General features: G+C 65.2%; 21 protein-coding genes. 10 read left to right on the top strand and 11 right to left on the bottom strand.

The features are described 5' to 3' along the window. Positions 1–4: 4 nt before the first annotated feature. Both BLR24_RS02365 and rpoD read right to left on the bottom strand, forming a co-directional pair. Entirely contained in the window at positions 5–1,240 is a 1,236-nt protein-coding gene (locus tag BLR24_RS02365) for a multidrug effflux MFS transporter (protein ID WP_093011997.1), read from the bottom strand. Between the two features lie 92 nt (positions 1,241–1,332). Further along, a complete protein-coding gene (gene rpoD, locus BLR24_RS02360) occupies positions 1,333–3,600 on the bottom strand; it encodes an RNA polymerase sigma factor RpoD (protein WP_254787135.1) in 2,268 nt (755 codons plus the stop codon). On the opposite strand from rpoD, the gene BLR24_RS30940 reads away from it, so the two are divergent. Further along, positions 3,515–3,886 (top strand): hypothetical protein, encoded by a 372-nt coding sequence (locus BLR24_RS30940; RefSeq protein WP_254787150.1) that lies wholly within the window; start codon positions 3,515–3,517, stop codon positions 3,884–3,886. The two genes, rpoD and BLR24_RS30940, sit on opposite strands and share 86 nt — an antisense overlap. 138 nt (positions 3,887–4,024) lie before the next feature. On the opposite strand, the gene dnaG is transcribed toward BLR24_RS30940, so the two are convergent. Continuing rightward, positions 4,025–6,001 carry a DNA primase gene (gene dnaG, locus BLR24_RS02355; protein WP_093012778.1) on the bottom strand — a complete coding sequence of 659 codons (1,977 nt, stop codon included), beginning with the start codon at positions 5,999–6,001 and terminating at the stop codon, positions 4,025–4,027. A gap of 83 nt (positions 6,002–6,084) precedes the next feature. Between dnaG and BLR24_RS02350 the strand changes: the two genes are divergently transcribed. After that, on the top strand, positions 6,085–7,029 hold the full coding sequence (locus BLR24_RS02350) for a YihY/virulence factor BrkB family protein (RefSeq protein WP_093011989.1): 945 nt from the start codon (positions 6,085–6,087) through the stop codon (positions 7,027–7,029). On the opposite strand, the gene BLR24_RS02345 is transcribed toward BLR24_RS02350, so the two are convergent. Beyond that, positions 6,977–7,735, bottom strand: a complete 759-nt coding sequence (locus BLR24_RS02345; protein ID WP_093011969.1) for a 3-hydroxyacyl-CoA dehydrogenase — start codon at positions 7,733–7,735, stop codon at positions 6,977–6,979. The two genes, BLR24_RS02350 and BLR24_RS02345, sit on opposite strands and share 53 nt — an antisense overlap. A gap of 129 nt (positions 7,736–7,864) precedes the next feature. Continuing rightward, complete coding sequence (locus BLR24_RS02340; protein ID WP_093012774.1) at positions 7,865–8,416, bottom strand: phasin family protein; 552 nt, start codon at positions 8,414–8,416, stop codon at positions 7,865–7,867. Positions 8,417–8,596: 180 nt separating this feature from the next. Between BLR24_RS02340 and BLR24_RS02335 the strand changes: the two genes are divergently transcribed. Beyond that, positions 8,597–9,523 carry a histone deacetylase family protein gene (locus BLR24_RS02335; RefSeq protein WP_093011967.1) on the top strand — a complete coding sequence of 309 codons (927 nt, stop codon included), beginning with the start codon at positions 8,597–8,599 and terminating at the stop codon, positions 9,521–9,523. Continuing rightward, positions 9,520–9,963 carry an acyl-CoA thioesterase gene (locus BLR24_RS02330; RefSeq protein WP_093011965.1) on the top strand — a complete coding sequence of 148 codons (444 nt, stop codon included), beginning with the start codon at positions 9,520–9,522 and terminating at the stop codon, positions 9,961–9,963. The genes BLR24_RS02335 and BLR24_RS02330 overlap by 4 nt, the downstream gene beginning before the upstream one ends. 69 nt (positions 9,964–10,032) lie before the next feature. Here BLR24_RS02330 and BLR24_RS02325 read toward each other — a convergent pair whose 3' ends face one another. Further along, on the bottom strand, positions 10,033–10,440 hold the full coding sequence (locus tag BLR24_RS02325; protein ID WP_093011963.1) for a hypothetical protein: 408 nt from the start codon (positions 10,438–10,440) through the stop codon (positions 10,033–10,035). 78 nt (positions 10,441–10,518) lie between these two features. Then, on the bottom strand, positions 10,519–10,752 hold the full coding sequence (locus BLR24_RS02320) for a CsbD family protein (RefSeq protein ID WP_093012771.1): 234 nt from the start codon (positions 10,750–10,752) through the stop codon (positions 10,519–10,521). Positions 10,753–10,933: 181 nt separating this feature from the next. Between BLR24_RS02320 and pncB the strand changes: the two genes are divergently transcribed. The 5 genes from pncB to BLR24_RS02295 are packed head-to-tail and all read left to right on the top strand — an operon-like array spanning position 10,934 to position 17,170. After that, a complete protein-coding gene (pncB, locus tag BLR24_RS02315) occupies positions 10,934–12,154 on the top strand; it encodes a nicotinate phosphoribosyltransferase (protein WP_093011961.1) in 1,221 nt (406 codons plus the stop codon). Between the two features lie 26 nt (positions 12,155–12,180). After that, a complete protein-coding gene (locus BLR24_RS02310) occupies positions 12,181–13,593 on the top strand; it encodes a sodium:proton antiporter (protein WP_093011959.1) in 1,413 nt (470 codons plus the stop codon). An 11-nt stretch (positions 13,594–13,604) separates the two neighbouring features. Continuing rightward, positions 13,605–14,591 carry a 2-hydroxyacid dehydrogenase gene (locus BLR24_RS02305; protein WP_093011957.1) on the top strand — a complete coding sequence of 329 codons (987 nt, stop codon included), beginning with the start codon at positions 13,605–13,607 and terminating at the stop codon, positions 14,589–14,591. A 33-nt stretch (positions 14,592–14,624) separates the two neighbouring features. Beyond that, complete coding sequence (locus tag BLR24_RS02300) at positions 14,625–16,004, top strand: DNA recombination protein RmuC (protein ID WP_254787134.1); 1,380 nt, start codon at positions 14,625–14,627, stop codon at positions 16,002–16,004. Further along, the gene (locus tag BLR24_RS02295) at positions 16,001–17,170 is read left to right on the top strand and encodes an MFS transporter (RefSeq protein ID WP_093011955.1); all 1,170 of its coding nucleotides are present in this window, start codon (positions 16,001–16,003) and stop codon (positions 17,168–17,170) included. The genes BLR24_RS02300 and BLR24_RS02295 overlap by 4 nt, the downstream gene beginning before the upstream one ends. On the opposite strand, the gene BLR24_RS02290 is transcribed toward BLR24_RS02295, so the two are convergent. From BLR24_RS02290 to earP, 4 genes are all read right to left on the bottom strand, one after another. Beyond that, complete coding sequence (locus BLR24_RS02290) at positions 17,165–18,028, bottom strand: LOG family protein (protein ID WP_093011953.1); 864 nt, start codon at positions 18,026–18,028, stop codon at positions 17,165–17,167. The genes BLR24_RS02295 and BLR24_RS02290 overlap by 6 nt on opposite strands. 61 nt (positions 18,029–18,089) lie before the next feature. Continuing rightward, a complete protein-coding gene (locus BLR24_RS02285) occupies positions 18,090–18,869 on the bottom strand; it encodes a crotonase/enoyl-CoA hydratase family protein (protein WP_093011951.1) in 780 nt (259 codons plus the stop codon). Positions 18,870–18,952: 83 nt separating this feature from the next. Next, positions 18,953–19,507: an elongation factor P gene (gene efp / locus BLR24_RS02280; protein WP_093011949.1), complete on the bottom strand. Its 555-nt coding sequence runs from the start codon at positions 19,505–19,507 to the stop codon at positions 18,953–18,955. A 177-nt stretch (positions 19,508–19,684) separates the two neighbouring features. Further along, positions 19,685–20,785 carry an elongation factor P maturation arginine rhamnosyltransferase EarP gene (gene earP, locus BLR24_RS02275; RefSeq protein WP_175543144.1) on the bottom strand — a complete coding sequence of 367 codons (1,101 nt, stop codon included), beginning with the start codon at positions 20,783–20,785 and terminating at the stop codon, positions 19,685–19,687. Positions 20,786–20,873: 88 nt separating this feature from the next. Between earP and BLR24_RS02270 the strand changes: the two genes are divergently transcribed. Beyond that, the gene (locus BLR24_RS02270; protein ID WP_093011945.1) at positions 20,874–22,316 is read left to right on the top strand and encodes a M20/M25/M40 family metallo-hydrolase; all 1,443 of its coding nucleotides are present in this window, start codon (positions 20,874–20,876) and stop codon (positions 22,314–22,316) included. Positions 22,317–22,342 lie beyond the last annotated feature (26 nt).

Below are 22,342 nucleotides of genomic sequence, written 5' to 3'. Positions count from 1 at the left end.
GGCGTCAGGCCTCCGCGGCCACCCGGCGGCCGATTTCGGGCCACTGCCCGTGCAACCAGACCCAGGCGACCAGGCCGATACCCAGCATCAGCATGGAGGTGAGCGCCAGTGCCAGCGTCGAATGCATGACCAGCGGTGCCACCACGCCGGCCACGATGCCGTTGGCGGTGGAGCCGATCACGGCCTGCAGCGACGAGGCCATGCCGCGCCGTTCGGGATGGAGGTCGAGCACCAGCAGGGTCACCACGGGCACCATCAGCGCCCAGCCGAACGCAAAGACCGCCAGCGGCCACAGCGCCCACGCGGCGTGCGCGGTGAAGAGCGAATTGGCCACCACGTTGACGAGCGAGGTCACCAGCATGATCAGGAAGCCGTCGCGGATCTGCCGCTTGGGCGCCACCTTGCCCGCCATGCGCCCGCTGGCCCACGCGCCCGTCATGATGCCGCCGATGGTCAGCAGGAAGAACCAGAAGAACTGCGTTGGCGCGAGCGCGAGGTGGTCGCCGAGGAAGGCCGGTGCCGCCAGCACGTAGAGAAACATGCCGTTGAACGGAACGCCGCTCGCGAATGCGAGCAGCAGAAAGCGCGGGTCCGAGCACAGGTCCCAGTAGCCGCGCATCAGGTGCCGCACCTGGAACGGCTGGCGCTGGCTCTGGTGCAGCGTTTCAGGCAGCAGCTTGTAGTTGGCCACGAACAGGATCACGCCGACCGCGACCAGGAACCAGAAGATGGCGTGCCATCCGGCATGCACGAAAAGAAAACCGCCGACGATCGGCGCAATGGCCGGTGCCACGCCGAAGTAGATGGTCACCTGGCTCATCACGCGCTGCGCGTCGGCGGGCGGGAACATGTCGCGGATCACTGCGCGTGACACCACGATGCCCGCGCCGGTCGAGAGGCCCTGCAGCCCGCGGAACAGCACCAGCTGCGCAATGTTCTGCGACAGCGCGCAGCCCAGCGAGGCCAGCGTGAACACCGCGAGTCCCCACAGCACCACGGGCCGGCGGCCGAAGCTGTCCGACAGCGCACCGTGGAACAGGTTCATGAACGCAAAGCCGAACAAGTAGGCCGAAAGTGTCTGCTGCATTTCGGCCGGCGTGGCGCCGATGGAGCGCGCAATGCCCGAGAAGGCCGGAATGTAGGTGTCGATGGAAAAGGGACCGAGCATGCCGAGCACGGCGAGCAGCACGGCAAGCGCCCAGCGCGGGGCTTGCCAGAGCTTGGCTGCATCGGGATTCATGGGAGTTGCTCCATTTTTCTTGTCGGTAGAGGCCAAAAAAGAAAGCGCCCTTGCGGGCGCCTCCTCGTCAGAGAGAAATACCGGAGACCAGCTCAGAGCGTATCAATAAAGCTGCGCAGCTTGTCCGAGCGCGAAGGATGCTTGAGCTTGCGCAGTGCCTTTGCCTCGATCTGGCGGATGCGCTCGCGGGTCACGTCGAACTGCTTGCCGACTTCTTCCAGCGTATGGTCCGTGCTCATCTCGATGCCGAAGCGCATGCGCAGCACCTTGGCTTCGCGCGGCGTGAGGCTGTCGAGGATGTCCTTGACCACGTCGCGGAGGCCCGCCTGCATGGCGGCTTCGATGGGCGCGGTGTTGCTGCTGTCCTCGATGAAGTCGCCCAGGTGCGAATCGTCGTCGTCGCCGATGGGGGTTTCCATCGAGATCGGCTCTTTCGCGATCTTCATGATCTTGCGGATCTTGTCTTCCGGGATCTCCATCTTCGCGGCCAGGATGCCGGCGTCGGGCTCGAAGCCGAACTCCTGCAGATGCTGGCGCGAGATGCGGTTCATCTTGTTGATCGTCTCGATCATGTGCACCGGGATGCGGATGGTGCGCGCCTGGTCGGCGATGGACCGGGTGATTGCCTGGCGGATCCACCACGTGGCGTAGGTCGAGAACTTGTAGCCGCGGCGGTATTCGAACTTGTCGACCGCCTTCATGAGGCCGATGTTGCCTTCCTGGATCAGGTCCAGGAACTGCAGGCCGCGGTTGGTGTACTTCTTGGCGATGGAGATCACGAGGCGCAGGTTGGCCTCGATCATTTCCTTCTTGGCATCGCGCGAGGACGATTCGCCCTCGTTCATGCGCTTGTTGATTTCCTTCAGCTGCGTGAGCGGCACCACCACGCGCGACTGGATGTCGGTGAGCTTCTGCTGCAGCTCCTGCACCGGCGGAATGTTGCGCGCGAGCACGGCGCTCCAGGGCTTGCCCGCGGCAGCCTGCTTCTCGACCCACTTCAGGTTCAAGAGGTTCGATGCGATGCGGTTGCCGCTCTTGTCGTAGCCAGAGAAGTCGCGAATGAACTCGTCCTGCGGGAAGCCGCACTTGTCCACGATGATGCGGCGCAGCTCGCGCTCCTTCTTGCGCACGTCGTCGACCTGCGTGCGAACCAGGTCGCACAGCTTCTCGATGGTCTTTGCCGTGAAGCGGATGGTCATGAGCTCGTCCGACAGGGCCTGCTGGGCCTTCTGGTAGGCCGGCGTGCCGTAGCCTTCCTTGTCGTAGATCTTGTGGACCTTTTCGAACATCCCCGCGATGCGGTCGAAGCGTTCGAGCGCGTCGCGCTTGAGTTCCTCGAGCTTCTTGGTGAGAGCCTTGGAGCCGCCCTTGCCGTCGTCGTCGTCTTCCTCGTCGAATTCGTCGAAGTCTTCTTCGGCCACGTAGTCGTCGGCCTCGTTGGGGTTCGAGAAGCCGTCCACCACGGTGGAGATGACGACCTTGCCTTCACGGATGTCGGCGGCCAGGCGCAGGATCTCGGCGATGGTGGCGGGGGAGGCCGAGATGGCTTCCATCATGGCCATCAGGCCGCCTTCGATGCGCTTGGCGATTTCGATTTCGCCTTCGCGCGTCAGGAGCTCGACCGTGCCCATTTCACGCATGTACATGCGCACCGGATCGGTGGTGCGGCCGAACTCGCTGTCCACCGTGGAGAGCGCGGCTTCGGCTTCTTCCTCGGCTTCTTCGACCGTGGTGGCGGTGGGCGCGGTGTTGTTCAGCAGCAGGGTTTCGGCGTCGGGCGTCTGCTCGTACACCGCCACACCCATGTCGTTGAGCATGGTGACCACGACTTCCATGGTCTCGGCGTCGACCAGCTTGTCGGGCAGGTGGTCGGAGATTTCGCCGTGCGTGAGGTAGCCGCGGGTCTTGCCCAGCGTGATCAGGGTCTTCAGGCGCGAGCGGCGCTTGGCCAGGTCTTCCTCGGAGAGCACGGTCTCGTCGAGGCCGAACTCCTTCATCAAGGCGCGTTCCTTCGCCTTGCTGATCTTCATGCGCAGCGGCTTGACCTTTTCTTCGGTGGTCGAGGCAACTGCCGGTTCGTCGCCGGCCAGGTCGTCCTCGATGTCCGACAGGTCGACGTCGCTTTCAGGCGCTTCGTTGCCGGCCTTGGGCTTGCGGCCGCGCTTGGCGCCGGTGGCGGGCGCGGCGGCGCCGGCAGCCTTGGGCGGACGGCCTACTTTCTTGGCAGCAGGGGCGGCGGCAACCGTCTTGGCGGCAGCTTTTTTCGGATCGTCGATGACAGTCGATTTCGTGGGCACGGTTTTCACTTTCGTTGCGGCTGCCGATTTGGACGCGGCGGCACCCGACTTAGTTGCCGGCATAGCGCCAGCTTTCAACGGTTTTTCTGAGACAGACTTTGGGGCGGCGCCTTTGGCGAGTGAAGGAGCAGGCTTCTTTGAACTGGGCATACGACCTCGTTACAGCAAGATGGACCAAGCGAAATCACAGGCGCACCGCCACATAGGCAGCGCCACCACAGCCCGCGCACAGGCACGGGCAATACTCAAAGCCCGCGCACAGGCACGGACAAAACAATTGGGAAAGAGGAAGAAATTCCTCGTCAGGCAAGATGTCGGGCGAACATTTGGTGTGCAGTCCTTGCGGTAAGTGACCCTTTCCGTCGGATGTTTTCCGTTGGAGTGCGTTGCGCTAGGGGTCGGCCCGGAGGTGCTGCTGTCGCTCTTGCCTAATTTCGCCAGTTGCGAAGCCTTACATTATAGCCTATTGCGCAAATTTCAAGCACTTTCATGCCCCTGACGGCTTCAAGCGGGCGCGCAATTCGAGTCTTCGCGCCTCCAGCGCCTTGTAGCGCTCCAGGGCCTTGGGGTCCGAGCCCACGGCGGCTATGGCCTCGCTCTGTTGGGCCTTGAGAAGGTCATCGAGCATGAAGTCGAGCACGCTCGAAAGCTCCTTGGCGGCGTCGGTCAGATGCTGCTCTTCCTCGCCTTCGGCGGGCGGGGCGCTCTCCGAGACGGCCATGAGGCGCTCCGCCAGCGGTTCGAAATCGAGCCCGCGCATGCCTTCGCGCAGCGCCGCCCAGGGCTGCACGCCATGCTCGTGCAGCTGGCTGTCGAGCCAGGTGAAAAGCGCCCCATGCGGGCCGGGCAGGTCGCACAGCATGACGTGCAATTCGTGCGACAGCGCTTCCCACTGCGCCATGTTCGACAGCAGGAGTCGCACCGCCACGTCGGGACGGCTCGGCGGCTTGCCGCGACCGCGCAGCGGCTCGATGGGCGCTTCGAACTTGCCGCCCCACCGCTTGCCTTTGGTGAATTTGCCTCGCGGGTTGCTATCGTTTTCGTAGCGCGGCGGTTCGTATTCCGAGGGCGGCGGCATGTCGGAGTAGTCGAACGGGTCGCCCGGCTCGTTGCCATGGCGCGGCGAAGGCGCTGCCGCGGCCTTGCGCGGACCGGGCGTGGCGGCCCAGAGCTCCGACAAGGCGGCCGCGTCGAGCTGCACCAGCGTGGCGATCTCGCTCAGCATCTGTCGCTTGAGCGCGCCGTCGGGCATGGCGCTCCAGAGCGGCCGGGCGTTGCTGCTCATGTGGGCGCGGCCTTCGGCGCTGGTGAGGTCACAGCCTTCGCGCGCGGCCTCGATCATGAAGCGCGAGAGCGGCGTGGCTTCCTGCACGAAGCGGGCGAAGGCGTCGGCGCCGAATTCGCGGATGAAGCTGTCGGGGTCGTGCTCGGCCGGCAGGAACAAGAACTTGATGCTGCGCACGTCGGTGGCATAGGGCAGGGCGCCGTCGAGCGCCTTGCGCGCCGCGCGGCGGCCGGCCGCATCGCCGTCGAAGCTGAACACCACCGACTCGGTGAAGCGAAAGAGCTTCTGCACATGCTCGGTGGTGCAGGCCGTGCCCAGGGTGGCCACCGCGTTCGGGAAACCCAGCTGCGCCAGCGCCACCACGTCCATGTAGCCCTCGGTCACCAGCGCATAGCCGCGCTCGCGGAAGGCTGCGCGCGCCTCGTACAAGCCGTAGAGCTCCCGGCCCTTGCTGAACACCGGCGTTTCGGGCGAATTGAGGTATTTGGGCTTTTCGTCGCCGAGCACCCGGCCGCCGAAGCCGATGCATTCGCCCTTCACGTTGCGGATGGGGAACATCACGCGGTCGCGGAAACGGTCGTAGCGCTTGGCGTCTTCGGCGCCGTCTTCGGTGTTGACGATCACCAGCCCGCTTTCGGCGAGCAAGGGGTCGTCGTAGTCCGGAAAAACGCTGGCCAGCGTGCGCCAACCGGCGGGCGCATAGCCGATGCCGAACTGCTTGGCCACTTCGCCGGAGACGCCCCGGCCCTTCAGATATTCGATGGCGCCCGGCGCCTGTCGCAAGGCCTTGCGGTAGGCCTCGCCGGCTTTTTCGAGCACGTCGGTCAGCGTGGCCTGCTTTTGGCGCTGGTTCGCTGCGCGTGCGCGTTCGGCGGGGGAGGCATCGTCCTCGGGCACCTGCAGGCCGTATTGGCCGGCGAGGTCGTGCACCGCCTCGACAAAGCCCATGCCGGCGTGCTCCATGAGAAAGCCGATGGCGTTGCCGTGCACCCCACAGCCGAAGCAGTGATAGAACTGCTTGGTCGGGCTGACCGAGAAAGAGGGCGATTTTTCGCCGTGGAAGGGGCACAGCCCCATGAAATTGGCGCCGGCCTTCTTGAGCTGCACGTAGCGCCCGACGATCTCCACCACGTCGGCGCGCGCGATGAGTTCCTGGATGAAAGAGGCGGGGATGGTCATGTAGGCGAAGAGCGGCAAATCATACGCAAGCGGCCGAACGCCCGCGCGCGGGCGCCATACTCGGCGAGACCCGGAGTCCACGGATGACGACGCCCAAACGATTGCACCACGCCGCGCCGCTGTTGCTGCGCCATCCCTTGAATTTTGTCTGGGATGCACTCAAGGCCTTCCGCGCCAACCAGGGCCTGCTGCTCGCGGGCGCGGTGGCCTACTACGCGCTGCTGTCCATCGTGCCGCTGTTGATCGTGAGCGTCATTGCGATGTCTCACCTCATCGAGCAGGCCGAACTGCTGCGCACCATCGGCAGGTATCTGGAATGGCTGCTGCCGGGCCAGTCGAAGGCGATTGTCACGGAGCTGTCGAACTTTCTCGACCATCGCGACGTGATGGGCCCGGTGCTGCTGGTGACCATGATTTTTTTCAGCTCGCTGGCTTTCAGCGTGCTCGAAAGCGCCATGGCGGTGATTTTTCACCATCGCAAGGCCGACCACCGGCGGCATTTCCTGGTTTCCGCCGTCATGCCGTACCTGTACATCCTGTTCCTGTGCGTGGGTCTGGTGCTGATGACGCTGGTGTCGGGCGCGCTGCAGCTGGTCGGGCAGGAAAGCGTCGACCTGTTCGGGCGCGACTGGTCACTGTCGGGCGTGTCGGGGATGCTGCTCTATCTGCTGGGGCTGGGCGGCGAGATCTTCATGCTGACCTCGCTCTACCTCGTGATGCCGGCGGGGCGCATGTCGCTGCGCCACGCGCTGCTCGGCGGCGTGACCGCCGCGCTGCTGTGGGAGGGCACGCGACATGTGCTGATCTGGTACTTCTCGACGCTTTCGCAGGTCAACGTGGTCTACGGCTCGCTCACCACGGCCATCGTGGTGCTGCTGAGCCTGGAGATTGCCGCCACGCTCGTGCTGCTGGGCGCCCAGGTCATCGCCCAGTACGAGCGCCTGGACCGCACCGGCAGCACGGCGGTCCCGCCGATTACCGGGGGGGAAGTCGAATCGCTCCGTCGAGACGAATCACCTCCCCGTTGAGCATGTCGTTCTCGATGATGTGTTTGGCGAGCTTGGCGTAATCCTCGGGCGTGCCCAGGCGGGAAGGGAAGGGCACGCTGGCGGCCAGCGCGTCCTGCACTTCCTGCGGCATGCCGAACAGCATGGGCGTGCCGAAGATGCCGGGGGCGATGGTCATGTTGCGGATGCCGTTGCGTGCGAGGTCGCGTGCGATGGGCAGCGTCATGCCGACCACGCCGCCCTTGGAGGCGCTGTAGGCCGCCTGTCCGATCTGCCCGTCGTAGGCCGCGACCGAGGCGGTCGAGATCAGCACGCCGCGCTCGCCGGTGGCTTCGGGCTCGTTGCCGCTCATGGCCTCGGCCGCGAGGCGGATCATGTTGAAGCTGCCGATCAGGTTGACCGTCACGGTCTTGCTGAAAACCGACAGCGCGTGCGCGCCGTTCTTGCCCACGGTCTTCTCGGCCGGCGCGATGCCCGCGCAGTTGACCAGGCCCACCAGCTTGCCGAGCTTCTGTGCCGCGGCAACCGCCGCCTGGCCGTCGGCTTCCTGGCTCACGTCGCATTTCACGAACACGCCGCCGATGTCGCGCGCGACGGTTTCGCCCTTGTCAGCCTGCATGTCGGCGATGACCACCTTGCCGCCGCTCGCAGCCAGCATGCGCGCCGTGCCTTCGCCGAGGCCCGAAGCGCCACCGGTCACGATAAAAACCTTGCCGTCAATCTGCATTGAGAGTCTCCTGAAATGAGACTTGCATTATCGAAGACGCGCGCCGGCTAAAAAAAAAGGCCTCATCCGAGGATGAGGCCTGAATTGGATCCGTGAGGACCCAAGGAGACAACTGGTGTTAGCGGCGGCTTAGCGCTTGCGCGAAGCGGTCGCGGTCTTCGCGGCGGCAACGGCTTGCGTCGACACGGCGTTGAAGTTGGCTTCGGCGACGTCGGAAGCCTGCTTGACAGCCTTCTGGACCGATTCGAAAGCGTTGTTGGCGGCAGCCACGGCGCTCTTCAGCACGGCAACGGCGGTTTCCGAGCCGGCGGGTGCATTCTTGGAAGCGCTGTCGACCAGGCCGACGAAGGTTTGCTGGGCTTCAGCAGCCTTGGTTTCGAAAGCCTTGGTGAATTCGGCGCCGGTGCCTTGGGCGATGTCATACAGGTGACGGCTGTAGGCGGCGGTCTTTTCGGCCAGGGGCTGGAACAGGCTGGCTTGCAGCGTCAGCAGTTCTTGTGCGTCCTTGACGTTCAGGGCGGCTTGGGCGGTACCGGCGGCTTCCACCAGGGCAGCCTTGGAAGCGGTCACGTTGAGCTCGACGAGCTTTTCAACGCCTTCGAAAGCCTTGGTGGTAAGGCCGAACAGGGTTTCGAGGTTTGCTTTTTGGGCGGCGAGGATTTGGTCAGCGGTCAGGGCCATTTGGGGAATCTCCAGAAAGGATGGGTGGTGGTTCACGTTGCGCTGCCCCTCGTCGTTTATGTTGCGGTGCAGCATGGCCTCAAGTATAGGCAGCACAGCTTTGCGATCAAGGGGGTTTTGCTGCTTTGCAGCAATTTAGAACACACTTTCTAAATTCGCCCCGGGCTCCAGAATGCTGGCATGCGCGCCTTCTATTCCGGCCAGTTCGTACTGCCCCTGCCCCCGGGCCATCGCTTTCCCATGTCCCGCTATGCCTTGCTGCGGGACCGCCTGCTGGAGCACCTGCCGTCGGTGGAGATGGAGCAGGCGCCCCGCGCCACCGATGGCGAGCTGGCGCTGGCGCACACCCCCCAGTGGATCGCCGCCGTCAGCGACGGCAGCGTAAGCACGCACGCCATGCGGGAGATCGGCTTTCCCTGGAGCGAAGCGATGGTCGAGCGTTCGCGCCGTTCCACCGGCGCAACCATCGCGGCCTGCCGCGCGGCGTTTGCCGGCGGGGTGGCGGCCAACATGGCGGGTGGCACTCACCATGCCCATGCCGACAAGGGCGGGGGATTCTGCGTCTTCAACGACGCCGCGGTGGCTGCGCGGCTGATGCAGGCGGAGCACGGCCGCAGCGGGCGGCAGTTGCGGGTGGCCGTGGTCGACCTCGACGTGCACCAAGGCAACGGCACGGCCAGCATCTTCCGCAACGACCCCAGCGTCTTCACGCTTTCGCTGCACGGGCAGAAGAACTTTCCTTTCCGCAAGGAGGCGAGCGACCTCGACGTCGAGCTGCCCGATGGCTGCGGCGATGCCGAATACCTCACCGCCCTAGAACAGGCGCTCGACGAACTCGACCGGCGCTTCTCGCCCGGACTGGTGATCTACCTGGCGGGCGCCGACCCCTTCGAGCGCGACCGGCTCGGCCGCCTCAAGCTGAGCTTCGACGGCCTGGAGGCGCGCGACCGGCGCGTGTTCGACTGGGCCTGGCAGCGCCGCATTCCGTTGGCCTTCGCCATGGCCGGCGGCTACGCGACCGACATTGCCGAGACGGTGCAGGTGCAAGTCGGCACCTTCAGGGTGGCTTTTGAATACTGGCGCCGCTGGCAAAATGCCGCGCGATGAGCTCCGCCAATAAACCCACGCCGCATGCCCGAGGCGGCTACCGCGCGTTTCGCAGCATCCCCACGCGCTGGGCCGACAACGACATGTACGGTCACGTCAACAACGTCGTCTACTACAGCTGGTTCGACACGGCCGTGAATGCGCTGCTGATCGAGCGCGGCGCGCTCGACATCCACCAGGGGCAGACGATCGGCTTCGTGGTCGAGACGCAATGCAACTATTTCGCCCCGATCGCCTTTCCAGAGACGGTGGAAGCAGGTATCCGGGTGGCCCAGGCCGGGCGCTCCAGCGTGCGCTACGACATTGCGCTCTTTGCGGAGGGGGCGGAAACCGCGGCCGCACAAGGCCACTTCGTGCACGTGTACGTGGATCGGGCCACGCAGCGGCCGGTGCCATTGCCCGAGGCGCTCCAACGCGTGGTCGACTCGCTGAAAGCTTGATCCCAAAACAAACGGCGCCCGAGAGGGCGCCGTTTCCCTTTCCGCGCGGCCATTCGGACCGCGGCGGCCTTACATGGTCTTCTTCTTGGCCTTGATCTCGGCCTTGGCCTGGGCTTCGTCGGCCTTGGCCTGCTTCACGCAGGCGGCCTTGGCATCACCAGCCTGGTCGTCGCACTTTTCCTTGGCAACCTCATAGGTGGCCTTCGCCTTCTCTTCGGCTACCTTGCGGGCATGCGCGTCGCTCGGCTTGTACTGCTGTTCGAGTTCGGCCTTCGCCACGTCTTCCTTGCCCTTGGCTTCCTTCTGGCAGACGTCCTTTGCGTTGTCCTTCATCGCGTCGCACTGGGCCTTGTCGGCCTTGTAGTCGGCTTCGATCTTTTCCTTGGCGACCTTGTACTCGTCCTTGGTCATCGCGCCGGCCTGGGTGGCCATGAAGCAGGTGGAAGCAAGAGCGATCATGAGCAGATGTTTTTTCATTGGAGTTCTTTCTTAGAGGTTGAGAAGAAATGAATAAGGGTTGGGAGGGCAGGGGCCGCCGTTGGGGTGCCCCGCGTCTCAGTACTTTTCGTACCAGAGGGCGTCCGGCGTGCGGCCGTCGCGCGTCTCCCAGTCCCTGACTTGTTTTTCGGCCTCGTCGCGGCTGATGCCGTGGCGCTCCTGGATGCGGCCGAGCAGCTGGTCGCGCTTGCCCGCGATCACGTCGAAGTCATCGTCGGTCAACTTGCCCCATTGCTCCTTGACCTTGCCCTTGAGCTGTTTCCAATTGCCTTCGATGGTGTCCTTGTTCATGCGAATCTCCTTGAAAGGTTGATTCGGCGAGCCCATGGCCGCCGTGAACACACTGTCGCGGGGCCTATTCACCCTGACGGTAGGACGCCCAGTGCTGGCTCCGTAGGCACAAGCCGACGCTGCCCGTGATAATCGGTCGCACGCCGAAAAAGCCCGGGACAACGCGCGCCGTACCAGCACCATGATCATTCACAGCCTGCTCGACACAGACCTCTACAAGTTCACCATGATGCAGGTCGTCCTGCATCACTTCCCGGGGGCCCAGGTCGAGTACCGGTTCAAGTGCCGCAACCCGGGCATCGACCTGGCCCAGTTCGCGGGGCAGATGCGCGAAGAGGTGCGAAGCCTCTGTTCGCTGCAGTTCCGGGACGCCGAGCTGACCTACCTGCGTTCGATGCGCTTCATCAAGAGCGACTTCGTCGACTTCCTGGGCCTGTTCCGGCTCAACGAGAAGTACATCAGCATCACGCCCCAGCCCTCGGGCGAGCTCGAGATCCGCATCAAGGGTCCGTGGCTGCACACCATCCTGTTCGAGATCCCGGTGCTGGCGATCGTGAACGAGGTCTACTTTCGCAACACGCAGAAAAAGCCGGACTTCGAAGAAGGCCGGCGGCGCCTGGAAACCAAGATCGGGCAACTGCAGGATGCCGGCCTGGCCGATCTCAAGATTGCCGACTACGGCACCCGCCGCCGCTTCTCCAAGGACTGGCACGAAGAGGTTCTTCGTACACTGAACGCAAGGCTCGGCGCCGTCACCTCGCCGCCAGTGCAGGCCCCTCCCGGCGCGCGGCTGCCTCAGCTCGCGGGCACCAGCAACGTGCTCTATGCCATGAAGCTCGGCCTCATTCCGCTGGGCACCATGGCGCACGAATACTTGCAAGCCTGCCAGGGGCTCGGGCCGCGGCTGCGCGACAGCCAGATCTTCGGCTTCGAGAGCTGGGCCCGCGAATACCGGGGCGACCTCGGCATTGCGCTGTCCGATGTCTATGGCATGAGCGCCTTCCTGCGCGACTTCGACCTTTACTTCTGCAAGCTGTTCGACGGCGCGCGGCATGACAGCGGCGATCCGTTCCAGTGGGGCGAGCGCATGCTGGCCCACTACATTGCCAACCGGGTCGATCCGCGCACCAAGACGCTGATCTTCAGCGACAGCCTCACGGTGCCGCGCACCGTCGAGCTCTACCAGCAGTTCCGCGGCCGCTGCCAGCTGGCGTTCGGCATCGGCACCAACCTCACCAACGATCTCGGCTACGAACCCCTGCAGATCGTCATCAAGATGATCACCTGCAACGGCCAGCCAGTGGCCAAGCTGTCGGACACCCCCTCCAAGAACATGTGCGAGGACGAAAAATACCTGGCCTACCTGCGCCAGGTGTTCGAGATCGAACAGCCGCCGGCCTGACGCTCGTCTGGTACGGTACGGGCCCAATGAAAAAAACAGTTCGCCTGGTGGCGGCCGCAGTGCTGCCGATGATGTTTCCCGCGCTTGCCATGGCCGCCGAAATCGACGGCAGCAAGCTGTCGGCGATCTGGGGCGTTCCGTTCGCAGGCATCCTGCTGTCGATCGCGCTCATGCCGCTGCTCGCCCCTTCGGTCTGGCATCACCACTACGGCAAGATTTCGGCCGCCTGGGCGCTGGCGTTCCTGCTTCCCTTTGCCGCGATCCATGGGGCGCCCCTGGCCGGATCCCAGTTGGTGCATGCGCTGGTCGAGGAATACATTCCCTTCATCATCCTGCTCACCGCGCTGTTCACGGTGGCCGGGGGCATCCACATCCGAGGCAACCTGCATGGCGCGCCCGGCCTCAACACGGCCATCCTGGCTATCGGCGCGGTGCTTGCCAGCCTCATGGGAACCACGGGCGCCTCGATGCTGCTGATACGGCCACTGATCCGCGCCAACGACAACCGGGTGAGCAAGGCGCACGTGGTGGTGTTCTTCATCTTCATCGTGTCGAACGCTGGCGGATCGCTCACGCCGCTGGGCGATCCGCCGCTGTTCCTCGGGTTCCTGAAGGGCGTCGACTTCTTCTGGACGGCGCAAAACATCCTGCCTGAAACGCTGTTTCTCGTCGGCATGCTGCTCGCGCTGTTCTATGTCATCGACCGCCACCACTACCGCAAGGAGGGCGTGCTGCCGATCGACCCGACGCCGGACACCCGCCGCGTCGGCTTCGACGGCGCGGCCAATTTCTGGCTGCTGGGCGGCGTGGTCTTTCTGGTGCTTCTGTCCGGCATCTGGAAAACGCCCGTGGGCTTCGACATGTTCGGCACGCACGTCGGCCTGCCGGGTCTGGTGCGAGACGTGGGCCTAGTCGCCATCACGCTGCTCTCGTTCAAGACCACTTCGGCCAAGGTGCATGCCGACAACCAGTTCGAATGGGGTCCGATGGCCGAGGTGGCCAAGCTGTTCGCGGGCATCTTCCTGACCATCGTCCCGGTGATCGCCATGCTCAAGGCCGGCGCGAACGGGCCGTTTGCGGCGGTGATTGCGGCGGTGACAAAGCCCGACGGCCAGCCTGATCCGGCCATGTATTTCTGGGCTTCAGGCATCCTGAGCTCGTTCCTGGACAACGCGCCGACCTACCTGGTGTTTTTCAACACCGCGGGCGGCGATGCGGCCACGCTCATGACCACCTACGCCACTACGCTGGCCGCCATCTCGGCCGGGTCGGTGTTCATGGGCGCCAACAGCTACATCGGCAACGCGCCCAACCTCATGGTCAAGGCCATCGCCGAGAGCCGCGGCGTGCGCATGCCGAGCTTCTTCGGCTACATGGGCTGGTCCGTCGCCATCCTCATTCCGTTGTTCGTTCTTTCCACCTTCATCTTCTTCCGTTGAGTGCAAACATCATGAGCAAGCCAAAGATCCTGATCGCGCGTGCGATCTTTCCCGAAACCATCGAACGCCTCTCGCAGCACTTCGAGGTCGAGTCGAATCAGGCCGACGAGAGCTGGAGCAAGGAGCAACTGATCGCCAAGCTCCAAGGCAAGCAGGGCGCCTTCACCACCGGCAGCGAGCGCATCGACGGCACACTGCTCGACGCCTGCCCCGACCTGAAGATCTGCGCCAACATGGCGGTGGGCTACAACAACTTCGACGTCGATGCGATGGCCGCGCATGGCGTGCTCGGCACCAACGCGCCCGACGTGCTCACCGAAACCACGGCCGACTTCGGCTTTGCATTGTTGATGGCCACAGCTCGGCGCATCACGGAAAGCGAACACTTCCTGCGCGCAGGCAAGTGGCAAAAGTGGAGCTTCGACATGTTCGCGGGTTCCGACATCCACGGCTCGACGCTCGGCATCATCGGCATGGGCCGCATCGGGCAGGGCATTGCCAAGCGCGGCGCGCACGGCTTCGGCATGAACGTGGTCTATCACAACCGTTCGCGCCTCGACGCCGCGCTCGAGGCCGAATGCAAGGCCAGTTACGTCGGCAAGGAAGAACTCCTCAAGACCGCCGACCACGTGGTGCTGGTGGTGCCGTATTCGCCGGCATCGCATCACACCATTGGCGCGGCTGAGCTCGCGCTGATGAAGCCGACCGCCACGCTCGTGAACATCGCGCGCGGCGGCATCGTCGACGACGCGGCGCTGGCCGTGGCGCTGCGCGAGAAGCGCATTGCGGCGGCGGGGCTCGACGTGTTCGAAGGCGAGCCCAAGGTCCACCCCGACCTGCTGACCGTGCTCAATGTGGTGCTGACGCCGCACATTGCCAGCGCCACCGTGCCCACGCGCCGCGCCATGGCCGAGCTCGCAGCCGACAACCTCATCGCCTGGTTCAGCGGCAAGGGGCCGCTGACGCCCGTCACGCCCGTTCCACTGACCGGCAAATAACGAATCTTCAATGAGCGACGCGGCGATCCGATCTTGGAACTTCCCGACTTGATTCTTCTCTTGCTGGCTGCGCTCGCCGTCGTCCAGCTCGCCCTGCTGATCTGGCTGCTCGCGCGCCGGCAACCCAAGCCTGACCACGGCGAGGTGCTGTCGGTGCTGGCCGCCATAGGCGCCGCCAACGAACGCTCCGAGCGCGAACTGCGCCATGAAATTGGCGAAAGCTCGCGCGGCGCGCGGCAGGAAACCGGTCAGGCCTTCGCCACTTTCCAGCAGGCGCTGGTGCAGCAGGGCGCGGAGGCCACGCGCACGCAGAATGCCCAGCTCGACGCTTTCTCGCTGCAACTCGCCTCCCTGCAGAAGACTCTCGCCGACACGCTCAACACCCAGCTGCAGGGCCTGAGCGAGTCGAACGCGCGCCGCCTGGCCGAAGTGCGCATGACCATGGAAACGCAGCTCGCGCAGCTGCAGCAGAGCAACACCGCCAAGCTCGACGAGATGCGCAAGACCGTCGACGAGAAGCTGCAGAGCACGCTCGAAGCCCGCTTGGGTGAAAGCTTCAAGCAGGTGGCCGACCGGCTCGAGCAGGTTCACAAGGGTCTGGGCGAAATGCAGACCCTGGCCGTCGGGGTCGGTAGCCTGCAGCGCGTGCTGACCAACGTGAAGACGCGCGGCGTGTTCGGGGAGGTGCAGCTCGAAGCGCTGCTCGAGCAGGTGCTCACGCCCGACCAGTACGCCAAGCAGGTCGAGACCAAGCCGCGCAGCGGCCAGCGCGTCGACTTTGCCATCCGGTTCCCGGGCCGGGGCGGTGACGGTGCCCCGGTGTGGCTGCCCATCGACGCCAAGTTCCCACGCGACGACTATGAACGCCTGATCGATGCGCACGAGCGCGCCGACGCCGTCGCGGCCGAGCTTGCGGCCAAGGCGCTCGAAGCGCGCATACGCAGCGAGGCCAGGTCGATTGCCGAGAACTACCTGGCCGCGCCGCACACCACGGATTTCGCCATCCTGTTCCTGCCGGTCGAAAGCCTCTACGCCGAAGTGCTGCGGCGCCCGGGCCTGATGGACGCCATCCAGCGCCAGCACCGCGTCACGCTGGCCGGACCGACCACCTTGCTGGCCATGCTCAACAGCCTGCACATGGGCTTTCGCACGCTGGCGCTGGAGCACCAGGCGTCCGAGGTCTGGAAGGTGCTGGGCGCGGTCAAGACCGAGTTCGAGCGCTATGGCGAATGGGTTTCGCGCATCAAGGAGCAGGTGGCCAAGGCCTCCGACACGCTCGACAAGGCCGACACGCGCGCCAAGCAGATGCGCCTTGCATTGCGCAAGGTCGAGGCGCTGCCCGAGGCGCAGTCCCAGGCGCTGTTGCCTTCCACGGCCGACACCGCGGACAGCGAGGGCGACGATACCCCGTGAAAGGCTCCGAACTGCTGCGCGTCATCGGCGCCCAGGTCTGCTTGCACGCCACCATGGCCGGCATGCGGCTCGCAACACCGCTGCTGGCGCTGCAACAGGGATACAGCGCGGCGGCCGTGGGCGTGTTGATAGCGCTCTTTGCGCTCACGCAGGTGTTCCTGGCCTTGCCGGCAGGGCGCTTTACCGACCGCTACGGCTTCAAACGGCCACTGTGGCTTTCGGTCATCGCGGCTTCGGTGGGTGCGGGCCTCGCGCTCGTCTTTCCAACCTTCCCTGTCATGTGCATTGCGGCGCTGCTCACGGGTGGTGCCACGGGCGCGACCGTGATCGCGCTGCAGCGCCACGTAGGCCGCTCCGCCACCAACGCCAACCAGCTCAAGCGGGTGTTCAGCTGGCTGGCGATTGCGCCCGCGGCCGCCAATTTCGTCGGTCCGTTCCTCGCGGGCCTCTTGATCGACCATGCCGGTCGTGCGCCGGCGGACATGCTGGCCTTCCGGGTTTGCTTCGCGGTCATGGCGGCGCTGCCGATCGCTTGCTGGCTGCTTGCGCGTGGCGCGCACGAGCCGCCGCGCATTGCGCCCGTCGCAGGCGCTGCGCCCACGCGGGCCTGGGACCTGCTGCGCGAGCCGATGTTCCGGCGCCTGCTGTTCGTGAACTGGCTGCAGTCGTCGAGTTGGGACGTGCATGCCTTCGTGCTGCCGGTGCTGGGGCACGACCGCGGCATCAGCGCCTCGGTGATCGGCTCAATCCTCGGCGCTTTCGCCATCGCCGCGGCCGTGATCCGGGTGGTGTTGCCCCTGATCGCGTCACGCGCCTCGGAGCGCAGCGTGATCCTGAGCTCCACCATCGTCACGGCCGCGGTGTTTGCGGTCTACCCGCTGCTGGACTCGGCCTGGACCATGGGCCTGTGCTCCGTGGTGCTGGGATTCGCGCTCGGGGCGGTTCAGCCGATGGTGATGAGCATGCTGCACCAGATCACCCCGCATGCACGCCACGGCGAGGCTCTGGGCCTGCGGCTCATGACCATCAATGCCTCCAGCGTGGCGATGCCGATGCTGTTCGGATCGATCGGTGCGCTGATCGGCATCGCGGGCGTTTTCTGGGTGGTGGGCGGTGTCATCGCGCTGGGCGCGCGGGCCAGCTGGGGGTTGAAGGCGCCCTTATAACTTGTAGAAGCGCTTGATCGCGTCCCAGGCGTCGTCCGCCGCGTCGACGTATTCGAAGAGCTTCACGTCGGTCGGCGAGATCACGCCTTCTTCGACCAGGAAGTCGAAGTCGATCAGCTTCTTCCAGTAGGCCGAGCCGAACAGCACGATCGGCACCGGCTTGGACTTCTTGGTCTGCACCAGTGTGATCACCTCGAACAGCTCGTCGAGCGTGCCAAAGCCGCCCGGAAACGCCACCAGCGCCTTCGCACGCATCATGAAATGCATCTTGCGGATGGCGAAGTAGTGGAACTTGAAGCTCAGCGCCGGCGTGACGTAGGGATTGGCTTCCTCCTCCATGGGCAGCGCGATGGCCAGGCCGACCGAGATTCCGCCGCCTTCATGGGCGCCGCGGTTGGCCGCTTGCATGATCCCGGGGCCGCCGCCGGTGCAGACGAACAGCTTGTCCTGGGGCTCCTTGTCGTTGCTGTACTGCGCAACCAGCTTGCCGAAGGCGCGTGCCTTCTCGTAGTAATGCGAGCTGCGCGCCAGGCGCCGCCAGCGCTCGGCCGCCACGGCGTCGCCGGCGGCTTCGGCCTGTGCCACAAGCGCGGCTGCTTCTTCCTCGCTGCGAAAGCGCGCACTGCCGAAGACCACCACGGTGTTTTCGATGCCGTGGGCGCGCTGCTCCAGGTCGGGCTTCATCAGCTCCAGTTGCATGCGGATGCCGCGAGTTTCGCGGCGCAGCAGGAATTCCGGGTCGGCAAAGGCGAGGCGCGAAGGGTCGAGGTCGAGCGGGAGGCCTTTTTCGGAGTGCGCCTTGAGGGTGGCCCAGGCATCCGCCAAGCGTTTGTCGTGAAGGTTGTGCGTATTGTTCATGGGGAATCAGACAGAAAGACTCGCTGCATTGTGCAGCGTTGCGGCCGCCATGCCCGGCGGCTCAGAAAGCGCCGTGCCGGCCTGCACCGCGAACGAAGCGCTCGGCGCCCGCCGCGCCTTCGGCGGCAACCATGGGAACGCCGAGCCGGCCCTCCTGCCGCAGCGCATCGGCCAGCGGCAGGTTCCACTGGGCGTAGACGGAATGGCGGTCCGCCAGCATGCACTGCTGAGGGAACGACGCAATCTCGCGCGCAAGCGCTTCGGCCGACTTGCGGGCCTGGCCGTGAGGCACCACGCGGTTGACCAGGCCCATAGTGCTCGCCTCCCGGGCGTCCACGGGGCGGCCGGTCAGGATGAGGTCGAGCGCGCGGCCCATGCCGACGATGCGCGGCAGCCGCACCGTGCCCCCGTCGATCAGCGGCACGCCCCAGCGCCGGCAGAACACGCCGAGCACGGCGTCTTCCTCGGCCACGCGCAGATCGGCCAGCAGCGCGAGTTCCAGCCCGCCCGCCACGGCGTGGCCGCTGATGGCGGCGATCAGCGGCTTCGCGAGCACCATGCGGGTCGGCCCCATCGGCCCCGGGCCGCCGCCTTCCGCATCGAGTTCATTGCGCCGCTCCGGGTCGCTGACGGCGCCCAGGTCCGCGCCCGCGCAGAAGGTTCCATGCTCGCCCCACAGCACCGCAACGCGCTGGGTTTCGTCGGCCTCGAAGCGCTCGAAGGCGTCGCGCAGCGCATCGGCCATGGGGCGATCGACCGCGTTGCGCTGCCTGGGGCGGTTCATGACGATGGTGCTGACCGGCCCATCGATCTCGGTGCGGACGCTGGCGGTTTTGTTCATGGACAGAAGGGTAAGCCCAACAACGAAAAAAGGCTCCTTGCGGAGCCTTTTTTGCCATGCGCCGGCGAGCCGGCCGGAAGCGCTCAGACGCGCTTGCGGTATTCGCCCGTGCGGGTGTCGATTTCGATCTTGTCGCCTTGCGCAACGAAGAGCGGCACGCCGATTTCGAAGCCGGTGGCGATCTTGGCGGGCTTCATGACCTTGCCCGAAGTGTCGCCCTTGACGGCCGGCTCGGTCCAGGTGATTTCGCGTTCGACGCTGGTGGGCAGTTCGACCGAGATGGCCTTGCCGTCGTAGAACACCACTTCGACGGCCATGCCGTCTTCGAGGTAGTTCAGGGCGTCGCCCATGTTTTCGGCTTCGACTTCGTACTGGTTGTACTCGGTGTCCATGCAGACGTACATCGGGTCGGCAAAGTAGGAGTAGGTGCACTCCTTCTTGTCGAGCACGATCTGGTCGATCTTGTCGTCGGCCTTGAAGACCACTTCGGTGTTGAAGTTGGCGATCAGGCTCTTGAGCTTCATGCGCACGGTGGCGGAATTGCGGCCGCCGCGGCTGTATTCGGTCTTGAGGACGACCATCGGGTCCTTGCCGTGCATGATGACGTTGCCGGCGCGGATTTCTTGAGCGATTTTCATATCAGGTTCTCTGGATGTTGGCCGCTCGGTGCACGGGGCCATCGGCGACGTTTGCAATGTTGCGGTGCAACGGCTTGTCGGCGTTATTGGCCCCGCGGTACATGTCCCGCGGCAGGTTTGGCGGACAGCATCTCGGATCTGTGTAAATCCGGGCCGAAATCCGCAAAGCCCACTATTTTAGCTTTTTCCGGCGACCAGATGCCGCAATTGCGTGACCAAGTCCTCCTGGAGGCACAGCTTTTCGCGGGCAGCCCGCACGGTTTCACGCCACGGCCCCCCAGTTTCGAGAGCGGGCAGAGGGGCGTCGCCGAAGCCGTTCCAGGCGTGGTGAAACTGCCGCAGGGAAGGCGGGGCCCCGAGCCAGTCCAGCCAGGCACCGAGCTTGACGTGGTGCGCGTCGTCGTCCTGCGGGTAGATCTGCCAGACCAGCGGGGCGCCGGCCCAGAGGGCGCGCACGAGCGAATCTTCTCCGCGCACGAAATTGAGGTCGCAGGTCCACAGAAGATGGTCGAAGTCCGGCTGCGTCAGGTAGGGAAGGTACGAAATCGACAGCGCACCGAACCCTTGCGGCGAGCGGCCTGCAGGCTGCTTCGGATTGGCAAAAAAGGCCCCCACCGCGTGCGCCGCGCGGCCGGACGTGACCAGGAGCCGTGTAGGTTCGGCGCCGGCTGCCAACTGTTCGAGCAATTGGGCTAGCTCGGGGGGCTCGTAACAGAAGAGGGAAACGAGGCGTTCGCCGTCCTGCCACGGAATTTCGTGCGCCGCCAGCCATTGCGCGCGGTCGAAATGCGCTTGCCGTTCCAAGAGGCCGGGCTCCCGCAGCAGCCCCCCCGTGGCGGGCGTGAAGCCCGGATAGAAAAAGCGTTTCGCCAGCCCCGCACCCGGTCCCTTGAAGATCGGCGAAGGCAGACCGTGAAGCCGCTCGACATAGGGTTCCGCCGACAGGTATTCGAGGTTGATCCAGGCCCGGGCGGGCGCTCCGGCAGCAAGCGGCTCGGCGAAGCGCGCGATCAGTTCGGGTGCCGGATCGCAGCCGAAGGCTTCGATCAGCACGTCAGGCGGCGGGGCCGCCACGGCCTTTCGCACAACGGCAGGGTCGAGCCAGTCGATCACGCTCACGCCGTCGCAGCCCGCGGGCGCCATCCAGTGCAGCGCCGTGGCGTCGTCGATCCACAGACGCGCGCGCTCGCCGGGGGCAGCCAGCTGGCTGGCCAACCGCCAGCACACGCCCAGGTCGCCGTGGTTGTCGATGACCCTGCAGAAGATGTCCCATTGCATGGGGCAAGTGTGCCCGGCTTCGGCGGGTCGGGGCAGTGCGGCTGCTTGGTATGCTGGCCGGCACCACAACATCCCGGAGCGAGAAACCATGCGCATGAAGACCCGTCGTTCGCCGCTTTCCCTTGGTTCCCCTGGTATTGCGAGAATCGTGCTCGCGCTTTCCGTGGCCCTGTGCGGCCTGGCCGCATCGGCGCAGACGACGCCGTCGCTGACCCCCCAACAGCAGCGCTTTCACGACATCTACAAGGAGTTGATCGAGATCAACACCAGCCATTCGGTGGGGGACAACACGCTGGCGGCGCGCGCCATGGAGAAGCGACTGGTCGAATCGGGCTTTGCGCCCGGTGACATCCAGGTCTTCGAGCCGTTCCCGAAGAAGGGCAACCTGGTGCTGCGCTTCAAGGGCAACGGCAGCAAGAAGCCGCTCTTGTTGCTGGCTCACATCGACGTGGTCGAGGCCAGGCGTGAAGACTGGAAGTCCGATCCGTTCAAGCTGCAGGAAACCGGCGGCTACTTCACGGCGCGCGGTTCCATCGACGACAAGGCCATGGCCTCGGCCCTGGTCTCGGTGCTGGGGCAGCTCAAGCAGGAAGGCTTCAAGCCCAGCCGCGACATCATCCTGGCCCTGACGGCCGACGAGGAGCGCGGCGACGCACTGAGCAACGGCGCCTTCTGGCTCATCAACAACAAGCCCGAGCTGCTGCAGGCGGAGTTCGGCATCAACGAAGGCGGCGGTGGCGAATTGCGCGGCGGCAAGCCCAACCTGCATCGCATGCAAGTGGCCGAGAAGATGTACACCACCTACATGCTCGAGGCGCGCGACGTGGGCGGCCACAGTTCGGTGCCGACCAAGAGCAACCCGATCTACGCGCTGTCCGCGGGGCTGGAGCGGCTGGGCAACTATGCTTTCCCGGTCAAGCTGGCGGACGTCACCAAGACCTATTTCGCGCGCAGCGCGCCGTTTGCCACGGGCCAGCTGGCCGACGACATGCGCGCCATAGGCGCAGGCAACCCCGACGCCGCAGTGATCGAGCGGCTCTCGGCCAACCCCGCCTACAACGCGCAGCTGCGCACCACCTGCGTGACGACGATGGTGCAGGCCGGTCATGCAGAGAATGCGCTGCCGCAATCGGCCAAGGCGACGGTCAATTGCCGCATCCTGCCGCACGACGACCCGGAAGAAGTCGAGCGCCTGCTGACCCAGGCCGTCGGCAACGACAAGATCGTGGTGCGCAACCTCGGAAAGCCCATGCGCAGCCCCGCCTCGCCGCTGAACGGCGATCTGGTGAAGACCGTGGAGTCGGTGACCCAGGCCATGTGGCCGGGCGTGCCGGTGGTGCCCGCGATGAGCACCGGCGCCACCGACAGCCGCTTCTTGCGCAACGCCGGCATCCCGATGTATGGCGTGACGGGCATGTTTCTCGATCCGGCGGACGCACGCGCCCACGGGCTGGACGAACGCATCGAGATCCAGCGGCTCTACGACGGCCGCGAGTTCCTGTACCGGTTGGTGAGCGAACTCGCGAAATAACTTCGAGTCCTAGTGGAATAGGCGAC

The sequence above is a fragment of the Variovorax sp. OV700 genome, assembly GCF_900099805.1.
In the GTDB taxonomy this organism is placed as follows: domain Bacteria; phylum Pseudomonadota; class Gammaproteobacteria; order Burkholderiales; family Burkholderiaceae_C; genus Variovorax.
The sequence above is the reverse complement of the archived record's forward strand: the minus strand, read 5'-3'. Positions and strand labels throughout refer to the sequence as shown.

Coding starts and splice junctions, on each gene's coding strand:
- BLR24_RS02345 (WP_093011969.1), bottom strand. CDS start 7,735: ATGCAGATTGACGGCAAGGTTTTTATCGTGACCGGTGGCGCTTCGGGC.
- efp (WP_093011949.1), bottom strand. CDS start 19,507: ATGAAAATCGCTCAAGAAATCCGCGCCGGCAACGTCATCATGCACGGC.
- earP (WP_175543144.1), bottom strand. CDS start 20,785: ATGCAATGGGACATCTTCTGCAGGGTCATCGACAACCACGGCGACCTG.
- BLR24_RS02325 (WP_093011963.1), bottom strand. CDS start 10,440: ATGAAAAAACATCTGCTCATGATCGCTCTTGCTTCCACCTGCTTCATG.
- BLR24_RS30940 (WP_254787150.1), top strand. CDS start 3,515: ATGACAGTCGATTTCGTGGGCACGGTTTTCACTTTCGTTGCGGCTGCC.
- BLR24_RS02365 (WP_093011997.1), bottom strand. CDS start 1,240: ATGAATCCCGATGCAGCCAAGCTCTGGCAAGCCCCGCGCTGGGCGCTT.
- dnaG (WP_093012778.1), bottom strand. CDS start 6,001: ATGACCATCCCCGCCTCTTTCATCCAGGAACTCATCGCGCGCGCCGAC.
- BLR24_RS02335 (WP_093011967.1), top strand. CDS start 8,597: ATGCGCGCCTTCTATTCCGGCCAGTTCGTACTGCCCCTGCCCCCGGGC.
- BLR24_RS02305 (WP_093011957.1), top strand. CDS start 13,605: ATGAGCAAGCCAAAGATCCTGATCGCGCGTGCGATCTTTCCCGAAACC.
- BLR24_RS02310 (WP_093011959.1), top strand. CDS start 12,181: ATGAAAAAAACAGTTCGCCTGGTGGCGGCCGCAGTGCTGCCGATGATG.
- BLR24_RS02350 (WP_093011989.1), top strand. CDS start 6,085: ATGACGACGCCCAAACGATTGCACCACGCCGCGCCGCTGTTGCTGCGC.
- rpoD (WP_254787135.1), bottom strand. CDS start 3,600: ATGCCGGCAACTAAGTCGGGTGCCGCCGCGTCCAAATCGGCAGCCGCA.
- BLR24_RS02285 (WP_093011951.1), bottom strand. CDS start 18,869: ATGAACAAAACCGCCAGCGTCCGCACCGAGATCGATGGGCCGGTCAGC.
- BLR24_RS02330 (WP_093011965.1), top strand. CDS start 9,520: ATGAGCTCCGCCAATAAACCCACGCCGCATGCCCGAGGCGGCTACCGC.
- BLR24_RS02270 (WP_093011945.1), top strand. CDS start 20,874: ATGCGCATGAAGACCCGTCGTTCGCCGCTTTCCCTTGGTTCCCCTGGT.
- BLR24_RS02320 (WP_093012771.1), bottom strand. CDS start 10,752: ATGAACAAGGACACCATCGAAGGCAATTGGAAACAGCTCAAGGGCAAG.
- BLR24_RS02340 (WP_093012774.1), bottom strand. CDS start 8,416: ATGGCCCTGACCGCTGACCAAATCCTCGCCGCCCAAAAAGCAAACCTC.
- pncB (WP_093011961.1), top strand. CDS start 10,934: ATGATCATTCACAGCCTGCTCGACACAGACCTCTACAAGTTCACCATG.
- BLR24_RS02290 (WP_093011953.1), bottom strand. CDS start 18,028: ATGAACAATACGCACAACCTTCACGACAAACGCTTGGCGGATGCCTGG.